At 66.9% G+C, this 15,970-nt stretch carries 12 protein-coding genes; 6 read left to right on the top strand and 6 right to left on the bottom strand.

What is annotated here, in order from left to right:
• Window positions 1-158 precede the first annotated feature (158 nt).
• Together AB4Y43_RS39240 and AB4Y43_RS39235 are read right to left on the bottom strand one after the other, a co-directional pair.
• A complete protein-coding gene (locus AB4Y43_RS39240) occupies window positions 159-1,121 on the bottom strand; it encodes a LysR family transcriptional regulator (protein ID WP_368602837.1) in 963 nt (320 codons plus the stop codon).
• A 298-nt stretch (window positions 1,122-1,419) separates the two neighbouring features.
• On the bottom strand, window positions 1,420-2,472 hold the full coding sequence (locus AB4Y43_RS39235; RefSeq protein WP_069266197.1) for an NAD(P)-dependent alcohol dehydrogenase: 1,053 nt from the start codon (window positions 2,470-2,472) through the stop codon (window positions 1,420-1,422).
• Between the two features lie 191 nt (window positions 2,473-2,663).
• Between AB4Y43_RS39235 and AB4Y43_RS39230 the strand changes: the two genes are divergently transcribed.
• The 3 genes from AB4Y43_RS39230 (at window position 2,664) to AB4Y43_RS39220 (ending at window position 6,912) form a co-directional block, all read left to right on the top strand.
• Window positions 2,664-3,644: an AraC family transcriptional regulator gene (locus tag AB4Y43_RS39230; RefSeq protein ID WP_069266198.1), complete on the top strand. Its 981-nt coding sequence runs from the start codon at window positions 2,664-2,666 to the stop codon at window positions 3,642-3,644.
• A 66-nt stretch (window positions 3,645-3,710) separates the two neighbouring features.
• The gene (locus AB4Y43_RS39225; protein ID WP_368619135.1) at window positions 3,711-4,643 is read left to right on the top strand and encodes an NAD(P)-dependent oxidoreductase; all 933 of its coding nucleotides are present in this window, start codon (window positions 3,711-3,713) and stop codon (window positions 4,641-4,643) included.
• Window positions 4,644-4,863: 220 nt separating this feature from the next.
• A complete protein-coding gene (locus AB4Y43_RS39220; RefSeq protein WP_342946606.1) occupies window positions 4,864-6,912 on the top strand; it encodes an EAL domain-containing protein in 2,049 nt (682 codons plus the stop codon).
• 156 nt (window positions 6,913-7,068) lie between these two features.
• Here AB4Y43_RS39220 and AB4Y43_RS39215 read toward each other — a convergent pair whose 3' ends face one another.
• Window positions 7,069-9,621, bottom strand: a complete 2,553-nt coding sequence (locus AB4Y43_RS39215) for an adenosylcobalamin-dependent ribonucleoside-diphosphate reductase (protein ID WP_368730197.1) — start codon at window positions 9,619-9,621, stop codon at window positions 7,069-7,071.
• A 234-nt stretch (window positions 9,622-9,855) separates the two neighbouring features.
• Here AB4Y43_RS39215 and AB4Y43_RS39210 point away from each other — a divergent pair, with 234 nt between their 5' ends.
• Window positions 9,856-10,347 carry a thioesterase family protein gene (locus AB4Y43_RS39210; RefSeq protein ID WP_368730196.1) on the top strand — a complete coding sequence of 164 codons (492 nt, stop codon included), beginning with the start codon at window positions 9,856-9,858 and terminating at the stop codon, window positions 10,345-10,347.
• Window positions 10,348-10,370: 23 nt separating this feature from the next.
• Here AB4Y43_RS39210 and AB4Y43_RS39205 read toward each other — a convergent pair whose 3' ends face one another.
• Window positions 10,371-10,670, bottom strand: a complete 300-nt coding sequence (locus AB4Y43_RS39205) for a DUF3331 domain-containing protein (protein WP_069266348.1) — start codon at window positions 10,668-10,670, stop codon at window positions 10,371-10,373.
• A 381-nt stretch (window positions 10,671-11,051) separates the two neighbouring features.
• On the opposite strand from AB4Y43_RS39205, the gene AB4Y43_RS39200 reads away from it, so the two are divergent.
• Window positions 11,052-12,119 carry an AI-2E family transporter gene (locus AB4Y43_RS39200; protein ID WP_069266203.1) on the top strand — a complete coding sequence of 356 codons (1,068 nt, stop codon included), beginning with the start codon at window positions 11,052-11,054 and terminating at the stop codon, window positions 12,117-12,119.
• A 36-nt stretch (window positions 12,120-12,155) separates the two neighbouring features.
• On the opposite strand, the gene AB4Y43_RS39195 is transcribed toward AB4Y43_RS39200, so the two are convergent.
• Together AB4Y43_RS39195 and AB4Y43_RS39190 are read right to left on the bottom strand one after the other, a co-directional pair.
• Window positions 12,156-13,010 carry an alpha/beta hydrolase gene (locus AB4Y43_RS39195; protein WP_368730195.1) on the bottom strand — a complete coding sequence of 285 codons (855 nt, stop codon included), beginning with the start codon at window positions 13,008-13,010 and terminating at the stop codon, window positions 12,156-12,158.
• Between the two features lie 129 nt (window positions 13,011-13,139).
• Window positions 13,140-14,237, bottom strand: a complete 1,098-nt coding sequence (locus AB4Y43_RS39190; protein WP_342946603.1) for an OpgC domain-containing protein — start codon at window positions 14,235-14,237, stop codon at window positions 13,140-13,142.
• 715 nt (window positions 14,238-14,952) lie between these two features.
• Between AB4Y43_RS39190 and AB4Y43_RS39185 the strand changes: the two genes are divergently transcribed.
• Window positions 14,953-15,816, top strand: a complete 864-nt coding sequence (locus tag AB4Y43_RS39185; protein WP_368730194.1) for a peptidoglycan DD-metalloendopeptidase family protein — start codon at window positions 14,953-14,955, stop codon at window positions 15,814-15,816.
• Window positions 15,817-15,970 lie beyond the last annotated feature (154 nt).

The following is a 15,970-nucleotide window of genomic DNA, read 5'->3' as shown; positions in this document are numbered from 1 at the left end:
ACTGTGGCAGGCGCTGGCGGTTTGAGCGGCTTTCTTTGCCTACTTTCTTTGCCGCCGCAAAGAAAGTAGGTGCCGCCCCGCACAGGGGCAACACTTGCATACCGACGCGAACACAAGGAAAGGCCAAAGCTAAAGGCCAAAGCAAAAACCGCAAACGCTCAGACCGGCGCCAACTGCAACCCCTCCAGCAACTGCCGCACCCGCGAGAGATCGCGATTCACCGCGCCAGCATCCTCGAACAGCTCCGCGAGCCAGTCAACGAACACGCGCACACGCGGCGACAACTGTCGCGACTTCACGAACGCCACCGAAACGGGCGTAGGCAGCGGCTTCCACTGCGGCAGCACCTCGACCAACGCACCGCTGTCCAGGTACGGCTGCGCAGCGAGCAGCGGCGGCTGGATCAGCCCATAGCCCTGCAAACCGCACGTGAGGTAGGCGAACTCGTCGGAGACATGTACGAAGCCATCCACCTTCACCTTGGTCGGACTGCCCTCCACCTCGAAGTCGAACTCGAACGGGCGGCCCGTGAGCGGCGAGAGGAAGTTGACGACCGGATGCCGCGCGAGATCGTCGAGCGTTTGCGGCGCGCCGTGCCGCTCGAGGTACGCGGGGCTCGCGCAGGTCACGTGCTCCAGCACGCCGAGGCGCCGCGCCGCGAGTCCCGAATCGGGCAACTCGCCGAGCTGGATGCTGCAATCCACGCCTTCGCCGACGAGGTCGACGTTGCGCAGGCTCACGCCGATCACGAGGTCGATCTGCGGATAGCGCGCGTGGAAGGCGTCGAGCGCGGGCAGCACGATCGCATTGGCGATGAGCCCCGGCATTTCCACGCGCAAGCGCCCGCCGATCGCGCCGGGCGACTGGCGCACGCTCGCTTCGGCATCGTCGATGTCGGCGAGGATCTGCGAGGCGCGCTCGTAGTACGCGGCGCCTTCGGGCGTGAGCGAAAGGCGCCGCGTTGTGCGCACGAGCAATTGCGTGCCGAGCAGCGATTCGAGGTTTTGCATCAGCGTGGTGGCACTGGCGCGCGGCATATCGAGTGACTGCGCGGCTTTGGTGAAACTATTGGTGTCAACGATGCGCACGAACGTGCGCATCGCCTGGATGCGGTCGATCACGGGCGAGCTCCTGCAATGGGCTTGAGGCTTGAACGAAATCCGCGCTGGTGCAGCAAAAGGGTGAGCCGCGTAGCGATGAAAGCGCTTCGCGGTGCCGGCGTCTCGCGGAAAGCGACGCTCAGCGGTTAAACAGCCATGACGATTGGATGGCGGCGTATGTGACGCCGGCTCGACTACGGGAGGCCAAAAAAGAAGGCCTCGAAGGGAAAGGGCTGGCGGGCCATCCGGAACGGATGGCCCGGCGGGGCAGGGTGGTACGTCTGGGTGCGCGGCGCTTGTTTGCCGCGCTGCGTGCGCGTTACTTGCGCAGCGAATCGAGGTCGATCACGAAGCGGTACTTCACATCGCTCTTGAGCATGCGCTCATAGGCGTTGTTGATGTCCTGCATCTTGATCATTTCGATATCCGACGTAATGCCATGCTTGCCGCAGAAGTCCAGCATTTCCTGGGTTTCTGCAATGCCGCCGATCAGCGAGCCCGCCAGACGGCGGCGCTTCAGGATCAGGTTGAACACTTGTGGCGACGGGTGATCGTGTTCGGGCGCGCCCACCAGCGTCATCGTGCCGTCACGGCGCAGCAGCTCGATGAACGGGTTCAGGTCGTGCTGCGCGGCCACGGTGTTCACGATCAGGTCGAAGCTGTTGGCGTGCGCCTGCATCTGCTCCGGGTCCTTCGAGATCACCACTTCGTCCGCGCCCAGGCGCTTGCCGTCTTCGATCTTCGACGGCGACGTGGTGAACAGCACCACGTGCGCGCCCATGGCATGCGCGAGCTTCACGCCCATGTGGCCGAGGCCGCCGAGACCCACGATGCCGACCTTCTTGCCGGGGCCGGCGCCCCACGTGCGCAGCGGCGAATACGTGGTGATGCCCGCGCACAGGAGCGGCGCGGCCGCGGCGGCATCGAGGTTCTCGGGTACGCGCAGCACGAACGCTTCGTCCACCACCAGCTGCGTGGAGTAGCCGCCGTAGGTGATGTCGCCGCTCACGCGGTCGGCGCCGTTATAGGTGCCGACCCAGCCGTTCTCGCAATACTGCTCGAGGCCTTCGGCGCAGCTCGGGCAGGTGCGGCAGGAGTCGACGAGACAGCCCACGCCGACGAGTTCGCCCACCTTGTACTTCGTGACACCCTTGCCGACTTCGGCCACGCGGCCGACGATCTCGTGGCCGGGCACGACCGGGTAAATCGTGTTGCGCCATTCGTCGCGCGCCTGGTGCAGGTCGGAGTGGCACACGCCGCAGAACAGCACGTCGATACGGACGTCGAGTTCGCGCATGTCACGGCGCTGGAATTCGAACGGGGCGAGCGGCGAGGCGGCGTCGCGGGCGGCGTATCCGTAGGTTGGGTACATGGGTTGGCTCTCCTCTAGTGCATGGGTGTTGCGGCAGGGTTCCCATCGTAAGGATCGGCACCCACCCAGGGAATACCTGAAGCTATCGAAGACTTGCCTGATTCTCCTGGCGCGCAGCACATCCACAGGTTCGGTGATAGATTGGCAAGCCTGTTTCTCTGCCTGACTTCATCTTTTGGGGCGCAACCGATATGGGCTACGTCAAAACCCTCGCCGCGGCGGCCATCGCGCCGGCGGCCGCCACGCAGGCGCGCACGGTCGACCTGCTCATGCAAATCACGCAGCGCGACGGCGTGCACGCCACGGCGGTCGAAGGCGTGCGGCTCTACCGCGGCAGCGAAAGCCATCCGCGCCAGCCGGTCATGTACGAACCGAGCATTTTCATCGTCTGCCAGGGGCGCAAGCGCGGCTTTCTCGGCGACCAGGTGTTCATCTACGACGCCCAGCAATACCTGGTCCTCTCGGTGCCGATGCCGTTCGAGTGCGAGACCGAGGCGAGCCCCGAGAAGCCGATTCTGGCCATCTCGATCCGCGTCGATCTCACGACCGTCGCCGAACTGCTCATGGCGCTCGACGATCCGCGCCGCGCCGTGTCCGAACCTTCGGGCATCTACGCCACGCCGCTCGACGCCACGCTCTCGAACGCCGTGCTGCGCCTGCTCGAAGCGCTCGCGCAGCCATACGAGGCACGCATTCTCGGCCCCTCGATCGTGCGCGAAATCTGCTACCGCGTGCTGATGGGCGAGCAGGGCGACGCAATTCGCGCGGCGCTCACGCATCAGCATCACTTCGGGCGGATCGCGAAGGCGCTGCGGCGCATTCACACCGACTACCGCGGCGACCTCGACGTCGAAACGCTCGCCTCCGAGGCGGGCATGAGCCTTGCCGTCTTTCATGCGCACTTCAAGGCCGTCACCTCGACGTCGCCCATGCAGTACGTGAAGACCACGCGCCTGCACCATGCGCGGCTCCTGATCACGCACGACGGTCTGACCGTGAGCGCGGCGGCCACGCGCGTGGGCTATGAAAGCGCGTCGCAGTTCAGCCGCGAATTCAAGCGCCTCTTCGGCATGAGCCCGGCCGACCAGATGCGCCGCGCGCGCGACGCCGCAGCCGCCGCGGCCGCGCCGCGCGTCGAGGTGTTGCCGCCGCGTTATGTGACGGCCGTGTGAAGTCCACTCGCGGGCGTGCGGTATTCGATTCGCATATCGAAACATTGACGGAAGGGTGACACGACGATGAAGCCATGCCTGCTGGTCCTGATACTGCTTCCCGCTGAAGACCTCGCCGGGTTTGGCGAACAGTTCGACGTGATCTACGCGCCCGATGCCGATGCGCGCGCCAAAGCGGTCGCGGAACGTGGCAAGGACGTGCACGTGGTGCTCACCAACGGCACGACGGGCCTCACCGCCGACGAAATCGACCGCATGCCCGCGCTCGAACTGGCGGCCGCGCTTGGCGCGGGCTACGAAAATATCGCGCTCGACCGTGCACGCGAGCGTGGCATCGCGCTGTGCAACGGCGCGGGCGTCAATGCCGACTGCGTGGCCGACCACGCGCTCGCGCTGCTGCTCGCGGCCGTGCGCGCCGTGCCGCAGTTCGACGCCGCGTGCCGCACCGGCGTCTGGCGCGACGCGCTGCCCATGCGTCCCACGGTAACGGGGCGGCGGCTCGGCATTGTCGGCTACGGTCATATCGGCGAGAAGGTTGCGAAGCGCGCGGCGGGCTTCGGCATGGAACTCGGCTATCACAACCGCAAGCCGCGCGAGGGCGCTCAGGCGCGCTACTTCGAGAGCGTGATGGCGCTCGCGCAATGGAGTGACTTTCTCGTGATCGCGACGCCGGGCGGCGCGCAAACGAAGCATCTGATCGATCGCGCCGTGATCGATGCGCTAGGGCCGCAGGGTTTTCTCGTCAACGTGTCGCGCGGCAGCGTGGTCGATACGGCCGCGCTCGCCCTCGCGCTGAAGGCGGGGGCGCTGGGCGGCGCGGGGCTCGACGTCTACGAGGGCGAGCCGCAGCCGCCCGCTGCGCTCATCGGGTTAGACAACATCGTGCTCACGCCGCACGTGGCCGGCGCGTCGCCCGACGTGCGCACCGCCACGGTGCGACATTTCGCCGAAAACGCGGCGCGGCACTTCGCGGGCGAGGCGTTGCTCACGCCGCTTTGAGGGCGGACGTTGGGCGCTTTTAGCGCCCGCTTGCGCCGCCTTGTGTATGCCATCGTGCGCGGACGCCTGCGGCGCATGACGTATCATTCCTTCTGTGCGAGCCACAATCGCTGTTCGAGCGGCCGCTAATGACCACTACGGCCAAGAACGTGGCGCGACACCCTGCCCGATTTGCAGATCCGGGCCGTGACGCCAGGGCGGTGATATCGAAGGCTCAAAAATGAAAACGCTGATTGGCGCGCTACACGAGCACGCGGCCCACGTGGTCAACCGCTTCTACGAGGAGCTGGGTCGCTTGCCCAAATCCCGCCGCATCCTCGAAATGCTTTCGGGTGCGGAACTCGCGCACCTCAAGGCGCGGCAGATCCAGAATCTGCTTGCCCTCGCCAGTCTCGGGCCGACCTCGCGCGAGCATGAGGACATGGCGCAGCGCATCGGCCGCATTCATGCCATTGTCGGGCTCGACAAGGAAGAACTCGTGCGCAGCCGCGGCATTCTTCAGGAACTGATCTACGCGGACGTCGGCCGCACGGTGAGCACGCAACAACTTTCGCTCTACGCGCGCCGTCTGACCGCCGACCTCGCGTGGCAGCTCAAGGCGTATCAGGCCGTCCAGGACTCGCAGCAGGAGGCGCTGTTGCGCATCACGCGTCTTGTCTGGGAGGCGGGCAGCTACACGAATTTCATCGACCAGGTCATTGCCGCGCTGGCGGAGCATGACGAAGTGAGCGCCTGCACCATCGGACGTCCTGACGAAGCGGGTATTTTTCACTTCGAGGCCGGCGCGGGCGGCAAGACGCAAGGCGGCATGCTCAACGTGCTTGCCGCGCACGATCGGGAAATCAGCGTGCGCGCCGATCATCCGCAAGGGCAGGGCGCCATTGGGCGTGCGTGGCGCAGCGGCAAGCCCGAGCGCGTCATCAACTATCAGACGGATCCGCTCGTCGCGCCGTGGCGCGATCTCGCGGCGCGCGAGGGCGTGCGCTCTTCGGTGTCGATTCCGCTGGCCGCGCCCGGGCAGCCGCCGCTCGCCGTGTTGAGTCTGTATAGCGCGTTTCCGGGCGGCTTCGTCGGGCCCGATCAGGTGGCCTTCGTCGATTTACTGCAAACGCTGCTCGGCTGCGCCGCGACGCGCATCGCCGGCAACGACGGCCTGAGCGCCGCGGTGCCGGTGAGCGTGCGCCAGCATTGGGCGGCGCTCGTGCGTACCGGCGCGCTGGAAATGCACTATCAGCCGCTGCTCAGCCTCGCCACGGGCAAGGCGACCAAGGTCGAAGCGCTGGCGCGTCTGCGCGACGGCGAGCGCCTGCTCGTGCCCGACGTGTTTCTCTCGGCACTCTCTTCCGACGATCTGCTCGCACTCTTCGCACGCGGCATCGAGCAGGCGCTCGCCGACCGCGCACGCTGGTACGCCCAGGGCCGCGATCTCGACGTCTCGATCAACCTGCCGCCGGCGGCGCTCAACGACATCCGCTATTTCGAGGCCGCCCGCACCGCGCTGGCCGCGCACCGTTGCCCGGCTGAGCGGCTCACGCTGGAAGTTCTGGAGAACGAAGCACTGTCGCTGAGCCAGGGACAGCGCGCCATTCTCGCGAAGTTCCGCGAGCTGGGCGTGCTGCTCGCGCAGGACGATCTTGGCGCGGGGCATAGTGGCCTCACGCGACTGCGAGAATTGCCCTTCGACTGGATCAAGCTCGACCGCGAGATGGTGAAGGTGAGCGGCGGCGACGCGCTCAGTACGCTGCGCGTGATCTATCAGTTGACGCGCCTCGGCCATTCGCTGGGCAGGCGCGTGCTTGCCGAAGGCATCGATACGCTCGACCTCCTTCGCGCGCTCGCCATTCTCGGCGTGGACGGCGCGCAGGGCTATGGCATCGCGAAACCGATGGAAGGCGCACGTCTCATCGAATGGCTCGACACGACGCCGGCCTTCGCCGCGACCGCGAACGTCGAAAGCGGCGCTGGAACGGAAGGCCTCCTGGCGCGGCTCGCCCGCTTCGTGATCTGGGAAGAGCGCATGCTCATGATCGCGGCGGTGCCCGAAGCGGCGCAAGACCTCTTGCGCGCCTTGACGCGCGAAGAGGGCGAGGGCGGCAGCACGCCGCTCGCGCAGTCGCTGACGGGCTTCGGCGATATTCTGCCCGCCGGCGCGCGACGCGACGCGTTGCATCGGGAGGTGGTGGGCGCACTGCTGACCGAAGGCCCGAACAGCGAAGCGTGGCGCGTTGCGCTGAACGGGCTGATAGCGGCGATTACGGCGGCCGTCTAGCAGAGCGTTAGTCCTGAACGCGATCGCCACATCGCCTTGCGTGGCCGACGACTGCTTGCGCTGCAGCACCGCGATACACACGAGGGAAATGGCCGCAGGCGCGCTGTAGAACAGCGCCAGCGGCCACCACGCCGCCCCGGACTTGAGCACCAGCCCTCAACCGCAGGTCCCGATCTCGCCGCACGCCGTGCAGAAGTCGCACCCGTCTTTGCGGATCACCGCATTCGCCCCGCACGATCCGCACTTGCGGCCGAGCATCGCGTGAGCAAAGGCATGCTGGGTATCGGCGGGCAGCGCGTTATCGCCGTCCAGCACCTGGTCGCCGGGGTGCTCCGCGCCGGCCCGCGCGTTGCCGGTGAACTGCGCGGCCAACGCACCGTCACGCCGCTGCGCGAGCAGCCGTGACGGCACTTGCCGTCCCTCGGCATCGAGAAAGCCGCGCCGATGCAGGATCTGCTGGATTGCGTAGGCGATGGCCGCGACCTCGGAGTCGTGCCACAGCGGAATGCGCCGGCCGTCCAGACGCTGCGTCTCGCCATACCGCACCTGGCCGCGATCCCACGACACCTTGCGCAAATCCTGCAGATTGCGCGCGACGAAGCCGCCTCGCGCCGCGAGCGAGAGCGAACGCATGGTCGCCGTGATCCATTGCTGCTGCTCGTCGCGCTGGCCCACGGGGATGAAGAATTCGATGGGCCGCTCGATGGTCACGGCTTCGCCGCCCACCTGGCCCGTCACTTCGAGAAACGACACCGCCACGTAGAGCGACACCTTGCCCGTCTGCGTGATGTATTCGATCTTCTCGATCACGGCGGGCAGCTCGCCCTTGGGCCGGTGGTCGATCGCCACGCGCAGCGGGTCGAGCAGGGCGTCGCCGAGCGCATCGTCGGCCGTTGCCGCCGCTTCGGGAGGCAGCGTCTGCAGCACCGCGCCGAGCGTCTCGTTCGGGCGGTAGGTCGCGAGTCCCTTGAGGCCGCGACGCCATGCGTCGAGATAGAGATTTTCGAAATCTTCGAACGGATAGTCGGCGGGGACGTTGACGGTCTTCGAGATCGACGTGTCGACGTACGGCTGCACGGCCGCCATCATCGCCACGTGTTCCTGTGCGCTCATTTCCAGCGCGCTCACGAAGTACGCGGGCAGCGCGCTCACGTCGCCGCCCAGTTCGCGGAACACACGCCACGCGTGGTCTTCGACGTTGAACGTTTCGCGGCTGCCGTCGGCCATGCGGCGCGTGCGCTGGTAGGTCCACGAGAACGCGGGCTCGATGCCGTTCGAGACGTTGTCGGCGAACGCGAGGCTCACCGTGCCGGTGGGCGCGATGGACAACAGATGGCTGTTGCGGATGCCATGCGCGCGGATCTCGGCCTTGAGGTCGTCGGGCAGGCGCGAGGCGAAGGTGCCTTCTTCGAGGTAGGACTTCGCGTCGAAGAGCGCAAACGCGCCGCGCTCGCGCGCAAGCTCGACGGAGGCGCGATAGGCCGCGTCGCGCATCGTGCGCCCCACGCGCGCGCCGAATTCGCAGCCTTCGGGCGAGTTGTAGCGGATGCCGAGCATCACGAGCGTGTCGCCGAGCCCCGTGAAGCCCACGCCGATACGCCGCTTGGCCGCCGCCTCCGCCTGCTGCTCGGGCAGCGGCCAGAGCGTGGCGTCGAGCACGTCGTCGAGAAAGCGCACCTGGGTGCCCGTGCGCTCGGCGAGTTGAGTCCAGTCGAAATCTGCCTTGCCGCCGCGCATTTGGGCGAACGGGTCGATCACGAAACGGGTCAGGTCGAGCGGTCCGAGATTGCAGCAACCGTACGCGGGTAGCGGCTGCTCGCCGCACGGATTGGTCGCGCGGATCGATTCGAGCGCGCGCAGATTGTTGTCCTCGTTCATGCGCGAGATGAACACCACGCCCGGCTCTGCCACGTCGTAGGTCGAACGCATGATCGCGTCCCATAGCGCGCGGGCGCGCGTTTCGGCGTAGACCCACAGGCCGTCGTCGCGACGCTGCAGGTCGCCCGAGGCGCGCAACGCGGGCGAGGGCTCGGCGCGATGCACGAGCTGCCAGGGCGCGTCGTTTTCCACCGCGCGCATGAATTCGTCGGTCACCGCGACCGACACGTTGAAGTTGTTCCAGCGCCCCTTCGAATGCTTGGCCTCGATGAATTCGGGCAGGTCGGGGTGATCGCAGTCGAGCACGGCCATCTGCGCGCCGCGCCGTGCGCCCGCGCTTTCCACGGTGCGGCACGAGGCGTCGAACACGTCGATGTAGCTGCACGGGCCCGATGCGCTCGACCCCGTCGACTTCACGTGTGCGCCGTGCGGCCGGATCGCCGAGAAGTTGTAGCCCACGCCGCCGCCGCGCCGCATGGTTTCGGCGGCCTGCAGCAGGGCGACGTAGATGCCGGGGCGGCCTTCGTCATCCACGCCCTGGATGCTGTCGCCGACCGGCTGCACGAAGCAGTTGATCAGCGTGGCTTCGATGCCGGCGCCCGCCGCGCTCATGATCCGCCCCGCACCCAGCGCGCCATTGCGCAGGTTGTCGACGAAACGCGCCTCGACCTCGGCGCGCAGCGCAGGCGGCTCGACCTGCGCGACGCCGCGCGCCACGCGGCGGTAGATGTCGTCGGCGGTCTGCTCGTCGCCTTTGGCGTACTTCTCGAGCATCACGTCGAGTGAGAACTGCTGCGGGGGAAATGGAAGCGGGGGCGTGTTTTCTGCCATGACCGGACCTCGCGTAGCGCCGCGCGGGAGCGGCAGTTGAAGGGCGTTCGAAGGGCGGCGGCTGGGCCGCGACCGTTCAACCTTACCCCAGCGGCGCGCGGCGTGCACGGTGGCGCGAGCGCGCATGCGGCGGCGCCGGAGCATGCCGGTGTCGCGGCGGACGAGGCGTGTCTGCGGTTACACTGCTCCCGCCTGCACGCGGGCACCAAATATGGAGACGGGAGAGGAGACTGGATGACGAACGAAACGGCGCCCGTGGTCTACCGCGACACGGTGCGCGCGGAGTGGGTCGATTACAACGGCCACTTGCGCGATGCGTTCTACATGCTGATCTACAGCTACGCGACCGACGCGCTGCTCGACGCCATCGGGCTCGACGCGGCGGCGCGCGAGGCGCGCGGGCGGTCGATGTACACGCTGGAGGCGCACCTGAACTATCTCCACGAGATCAAGGGGGGCGCGCAGGTGCGCATCGACGTCCGGGTGATCGAGCACGACGCGAAACGCGTGCGCCTGTATCTGGAGATGTTCGCGGGCGATCTTGACGATGCGCTCGCCTCGCCCGTCTCGGCGAGCGAGCAGTTGCTCCTGCACGTGGACCGCTCGGGCCCGCGCGCGGCGCCGTTCGACGCCGATGTGCTCGCGCGCGTGGCAGCGTTGAGCGCCGCCTCGGCGGGCTTCGCGCCGCGCCATGCCGCGCGGGCCATTTCGCTCGCGCCTCGCTGAGGCCGCGGCAGACGTCGCCGCGCTTACTTCGGCAGTTCCGCGCCGATGAGGGCGCCGAACACTTCGGCGGCGATCATGACGGAGGCGTTGAGCGGCGCGGGACGTTCGGCCGGCTTGAAGACGGCGTCGCCCCGGCGGATCTTGCGGCGCGACACCGCGCAGGTGCCCGACGAATGCGCCGAGCGGCGGCGCCAGCGCTGTTCGCCATAATGGCAGCGACCGGGTTCGACCCAGCGGATCACCAGCGCCGTATCCGTCTGCTCGAGTATTTCGATACGCTCACCGTTGGCTCCGTCAAGCGAGAGGCACGCTTTTTTCTTCATTGTCGGCTCCGTAAGTGTGGTGCCGCGAATGTAGTCCTGCGCGCTGACAAGTGCCATTCTGTCGCCGTTGAAACACCATTCCATTATCAGCAACAATCGCCCTGCGACACGTTGCGATTCACGAAGGAATGGGGGTTTGCGCGGATTTGGGGTCGACATCTCGAATTTGTGCAACGCACTGTTGTGCGTGGCGCGACATCGAGGGGCCCGAAAACGGGCGCCTGGAGGGCGTTCCAGGATAGGGACGGAACGACTGGGGCGGATTGGGATCTGAGGGAAGACCGGCCCGGCTGGATCGATTTCTGCACCGCGCTGGCGGGTGGCACCGCACCTGCGCAGCCACGAAACCGGCCAGCTGTTTTTGAATTTTCAAGAGGTTACATGATTCATCGTCCGCCTGCTCCGAACTCCGCAAACGAGCAAAAAATCCAGCGCGCCGCCTCCGCGGTGCTGTACGCCACGCTCGTGTTGCTGGCGCTGTGGATCGTGCGCGAGTTCGTGCCCGCCGTGGCCTGGGCGAGCGTTTTTGCCATCGTGCTGTGGCCGACCTATCAGGCGATCGAGCGACGCGCCCCGTTCAAGGGCCGCAAGACGCTGATCGCCACGCTGCTCACTGCCGCGATCGGCCTGCTCGTGCTGCTGCCGATCGCCGTCACGGCCATTCAGGCCGGCGGCGAGGCCCACGAGCTTTACCTTTGGCTGCGCGACGCCCAGGAGAACGGCGTGCCGGTGCCCGACTTCGTTTCACATTTACCGGTCGGCAGCCGTCAGGTGAGCGACTGGTGGCAGGCCAATCTCGCCCAGCCGCTCAAGGCTTCGCCGGCGATGAAGAGCCTGCACGGCGACACCATCACCTCGTTCGGCCGCCACTTCGGTGCGCGCGCCGCCCACGCCACGATGACGTTCGGCTTCATGCTCGTCACGCTGTTCGTGATCTTCCGGGCCGGCCCGCGTCTTTCGGCAACGGTGATGCGCGGTGCGCGCCGCGCCTTCGGTGCCGACGGCGCGCAACTCCTGCAGCGCATGGCCGCCGCCGTGCGCGCCACGGTCACGGGGCTCGTGGTCGTGGGGCTGGGCGAGGGCGTGCTGCTGACCGCCGCCTATATCGCGACCGGCGTGCCGCATGCAGCGCTGCTCGGCACGGTCACCGCCATCGCGGCTATGCTGCCGTTTTGCGCACCGATCGTGTTCGGCGGCGCGGCGCTGTGGCTCGTCATCCAGGGCTCGCTGATCGCGGCGGCGGCGCTCGCGATATGGGGATTCGTGGTGGTGTTCGTCGCCGAGCATTTCGTGCGGCCCGTGCTGATCGGCAATTCCACGCGTCTGCCTTTTCTGCTCGTGCTGTTCGGCATTCTAGGCGGGGCGACGACCTTCGGACTGATCGGCATCTTCATCGGCCCGGCGCTCATGACCGTGCTGATGGTGCTTTGGGTGAACTGGGCGGAGTGACGCTCAGTTCAGGGCGAGGCGCGCCTCGTGCCTTGCTCAACGGAAGCAGGCGAGCGTGTACTTGAGCGCGGCGGGCAGCAGCTCGCGCCACACAGGCCACACGTGGCCGCCGTCCACGATGCGCAGCGCCGCCGTATTGCCGGCCTCGCGCAGCCGCGTGTAGAGCAGCGACGACTCGGCCTGGATCACGAGGTCGTCGTCGCCGGCCGCGATGAAGAACGGCACGCGCCGGGGCTGCGCGAAGTACGGCTTCCAGAGCGCCGGATAGTTGAGCGTGCGCCAGATCTGCGCATCGAACTGATGATCGCCGAACACGCCCACGTGACGCGCCGCCGAACTGGGCGGCGGGTCGCCCGCGTAGACCGCCGGGGACAGCAGCAACGCGCCGCAGAACATGTCGGGGTGCTCCAGCGTGTAGCGCAGCGCGCCGAACCCGCCCATCGAGACACCGCCGATCGCGCGGCCGTCGCGCGCGTCGTCCACCGCGAAGTGCGCCTCGATCTCGGGCAGCAGATCCTGGAAGAACGCCGTCTCCATCCTCTCCTTTCGGTCGACGTACCAGTCGGTGCCGCCCTGCGGCATCACGATCACCACGGGCGGGATCTCGTGACGGGCGATCAGCGTGTCGGCGGTGGTCTGGAGCTGGCCTTGCGTGACCCAGTCCATCGGCTCGCCGTTGTTGCCGTGCAGGAGATAGAGCACCGGGTAGCGGTGCTGGTCGGCGCGATAGCCGTTCGGCAGGTACACCACGTATGGCCAGTCGCGGTTGAGCGCCTCGGCGTGGAACGTGCGGACCACGACGGTGCTCGCCGCGGCCGGCGCCGCGGGCGTGGCGAACGCCGCGTAGGAGAGAGCGAGCGGGAGCAGCGCGGTGCGAAGGAGTCTGCGCATGGCAGGGACATCGAGAGCGGTGGCGCGCGGGCGGCGCGGGGTCATCATGCTAGCAGCCGCTCATGCGTGCCGGAAGCCGTGATGATCGGTTAGCCGGCGCGCAGTGCATGGCCTGTGCGCCGCGTCGTTTCAGGCGGAAGCTTTGGCGCGCGAGGGCAGCAGCCGCTTGAGCGGGTCGGACGCACGCGCGACGAGCAGCAGCGCGGTGATCGCGACGGCGTCTGCGCAGAGGCCGAGCGGCACGTTCAGATAGCCGTCGGTGTACCAGTAGAGCACCGAGTCGACCGTGAGCGAAATGACGGCGCCGGCCACGAACGAGAGCATCCCCTTGCGACCGACGAGGCCCACCCAGGGCAGCGCATGCGCCACGCGCTTCGCCCAGCCGAAGCGGATGACATGCGCCGTGAGCCACGCGATGCCGAGGAAGTTGAGCACGCGAAACCATGCGAGGTTGCGCTTGAAGTCGCCGTCGAGCGCGACGTTGCCGAGCTGCAGGCGATAGATCGCGGCACCCGCCACGACGGCGAGTGCGGCGAGGGTCACGAGCGTGCCGAGACGATGGGCAGTCACGCGCTGGAACACGGGTTGCGCCTGCGCGATCACGCCGAGCACGAACATCAGCTGCCAGCCGAACGGGTTGAAGTCCCATTGCACGTCCTCGACGTGCGGCAGCCACGGTGCCAGGTGCGGTGCGACGCCCCAGAGCACGAGGCTCACGGCCAGCAGCAGCCACGGCCGCGTGCGCGCAAGCGGCAATGCGAGCGGGGCGGCGAGGGCGAACCAGGCATACATCGGCAGCACGCCGGCCAGATACGGCTGGCGGCGCAACAGCACGATGTCGCGCAAAGCGGCGGCAGGCGCGAGCGTGAGATCGTCGAGATCGGTGGTGGCGAGGTTGGGCGCATCCACGTTGCACGCCACGAGAATCGCCGTGACGAGCAGCATCAACAGCGCTGTCACGACGAACGCGCGGTAGATCTCGAACGCGCGCTTGATGAAGCGCTGCCGCGCCGCGGCCTCGGTGCGGCGTGCGCACAGCGTGGCCCACGCGGTGGCCGTGGCGAAGCCGCCGAGGAAGACGAAGACCTCGGCCGCGTCGCACAGCGCGTAGGCGTGGAGCGTGACGCGCGAGACGATGCTGCCGCCGATGTGATCGACGACGATGATGAGCAGAACGAGGCCGCGGAAGAAATCGAGTTCGACTAGACGGTTGGATGACTTTGGCATGTTGGGCAGAAGGCCGGGCCGGTATGAGGCGCATGAAGCAGCCGATGATGCAAAACGGGCCGGGCGGGCAGATGCTGGAAGTACCTGGCTAAAAATCGGGAAATCAGGAATTCGGGCGACGTTCGCGCCGCGCCTTGCGCCGGGAAACGTGAAGTGGGCACCAGGGCGGCCGCACGACAAACGCAGGAAAAGACCTGAAGAATACGCGAGGGTTCCCGCCGAATGCGGGTTTACGTTGACACCGCCGATGTTAGCGTAATTTCAAATAGCTTTCAGTGGGCGCGGCCAGTGCGCTGTTCAAGTTTCTGGGACGTGTGCCGATAAGGCAGGCGATGGGGCACGATCATGCAGGTGCACCAAACGCCGCCCTGACGCGGGTTTGGGCGATTTACTCTGGCCCTTTGCCAATGCGCTGCTGAGCAAGAATTCGGCTAATTAACATTTGTTTCAAAGTGTTCTCCCTGGGCTGATTTCGTGGAGTTGCGCTTTACAATGCCGGATCGAATTTGAGATGGCACGCTCGTTCGTTAATGGGGCGATCGCGTGCGTTGAATGTTTATGGTTCGAGATGTCGTCGGTTTAGACGCAGATCGACGCAGCCCGGCGCAGGCGAGCCGGCACGCCATGAGGGACGGGAGCGCGGCATACGCGGCAGACCGTCCGGGGCAGCCATTCGCTGCATCGCACGGCTGCAGGCACCGCAGGAGAGAGGGTTATGTTTGAAGACGATCGTATCGGTCAGCGCGGCCTCAAAGGGTTCTGGGCCGCGTTGGGATTGGCGGCCCTGCTGGGCGGCTGCGCCAACATGAATCAGCAGCAGCCGCAGCAACAACCGCAGCCTGACACGGCGGCAGCGGCGACCCCGGCCTCCGACGCAGCGAGCGCCGACGCCAGCAGCGCACAACAAGCGACGAGTGCGCCCGTCACGCGCGTCGTCACCAAAACGACCTACGTGCGCGTGCGCCGCGGTGACACGCTTCAGCGCATCGCGCAAAAGCACAGTGTGTCGGTCAAGGATCTGGCCACCTGGAATCACCTGAAGCCGAACGCTCACCTGCGCGCAGGCCAGTCGATCAAGCTGGTTTCAAAGCAGACGATCACCGTCCAGGTCGCCGCGCCGCAAACAGGCGGAGCGACGGCGAATGCCAGCCCGAACGCAGCGGGAAACCGCCAGGTTGCGGCCGAAGTGGCACGCCATTCGAACAGCGTCGCACTCGTGTGGCCGGCGCATGGCCGTGTGGTCGAACCGTTCGCGCCGGGCACGACGCGCGGCATCGAGATCGCGGGCAAGGCCGGCGACCCCGTGCTCGCCGCCGCCGACGGCAAGGTCATGTATGCGGGCACGGGCCTGAACGAATACGGCAGCCTGATCATCGTCCAGCACAACAAGGACTTCCTCACGGCTTACTCGCACAATCGCCGTCTGCTCGTGAAGACCGGTGACACGGTGCATCAGGGCCAGCAGATCGCCGAGATGGGTAGCGAGAACAACGACCGCGTGGCGGTGTTGTTCGAGGTGCGCCGCGATGGGAAGCCAGTGGACCCGATGCCCTATTTGCCTTCTTCTCCGCAGGGCTGAGCGTCCCACCTGTGCGGCGAGAAAAACAAAATCTATGGTCACCCCCGTTTTTGCAACCTTGATCGTTGACGTTGTGGTTGGCTTGCCTAAATCTATCCGGCGTCGTTGTGGGGATCACTCCCCGCGCCACGATGAGAGTCGCGCCTGATGGTCC

It is taken from the genome of Paraburkholderia sp. BR10872 (genome assembly GCF_040965835.1).
GTDB lineage: Bacteria > Pseudomonadota > Gammaproteobacteria > Burkholderiales > Burkholderiaceae > Paraburkholderia > Paraburkholderia nodosa_A.
This window is presented reverse-complemented; position numbering and strand designations above follow the sequence as displayed.

What these genes read in the sequence shown, in the direction of transcription:
- AB4Y43_RS39235 (WP_069266197.1), bottom strand. Translation starts at nt 2,472, where the DNA reads ATGTACCCAACCTACGGATACGCCGCCCGCGACGCCGCCTCGCCGCTC.
- AB4Y43_RS39230 (WP_069266198.1), top strand. Translation starts at nt 2,664, where the DNA reads ATGGGCTACGTCAAAACCCTCGCCGCGGCGGCCATCGCGCCGGCGGCC.
- AB4Y43_RS39225 (WP_368619135.1), top strand. Translation starts at nt 3,711, where the DNA reads ATGAAGCCATGCCTGCTGGTCCTGATACTGCTTCCCGCTGAAGACCTC.
- AB4Y43_RS39220 (WP_342946606.1), top strand. Translation starts at nt 4,864, where the DNA reads ATGAAAACGCTGATTGGCGCGCTACACGAGCACGCGGCCCACGTGGTC.
- AB4Y43_RS39215 (WP_368730197.1), bottom strand. Translation starts at nt 9,621, where the DNA reads ATGGCAGAAAACACGCCCCCGCTTCCATTTCCCCCGCAGCAGTTCTCA.
- AB4Y43_RS39210 (WP_368730196.1), top strand. Translation starts at nt 9,856, where the DNA reads ATGACGAACGAAACGGCGCCCGTGGTCTACCGCGACACGGTGCGCGCG.
- AB4Y43_RS39205 (WP_069266348.1), bottom strand. Translation starts at nt 10,670, where the DNA reads ATGAAGAAAAAAGCGTGCCTCTCGCTTGACGGAGCCAACGGTGAGCGT.
- AB4Y43_RS39200 (WP_069266203.1), top strand. Translation starts at nt 11,052, where the DNA reads ATGATTCATCGTCCGCCTGCTCCGAACTCCGCAAACGAGCAAAAAATC.
- AB4Y43_RS39195 (WP_368730195.1), bottom strand. Translation starts at nt 13,010, where the DNA reads ATGCGCAGACTCCTTCGCACCGCGCTGCTCCCGCTCGCTCTCTCCTAC.
- AB4Y43_RS39190 (WP_342946603.1), bottom strand. Translation starts at nt 14,237, where the DNA reads ATGCCAAAGTCATCCAACCGTCTAGTCGAACTCGATTTCTTCCGCGGC.
- AB4Y43_RS39185 (WP_368730194.1), top strand. Translation starts at nt 14,953, where the DNA reads ATGTTTGAAGACGATCGTATCGGTCAGCGCGGCCTCAAAGGGTTCTGG.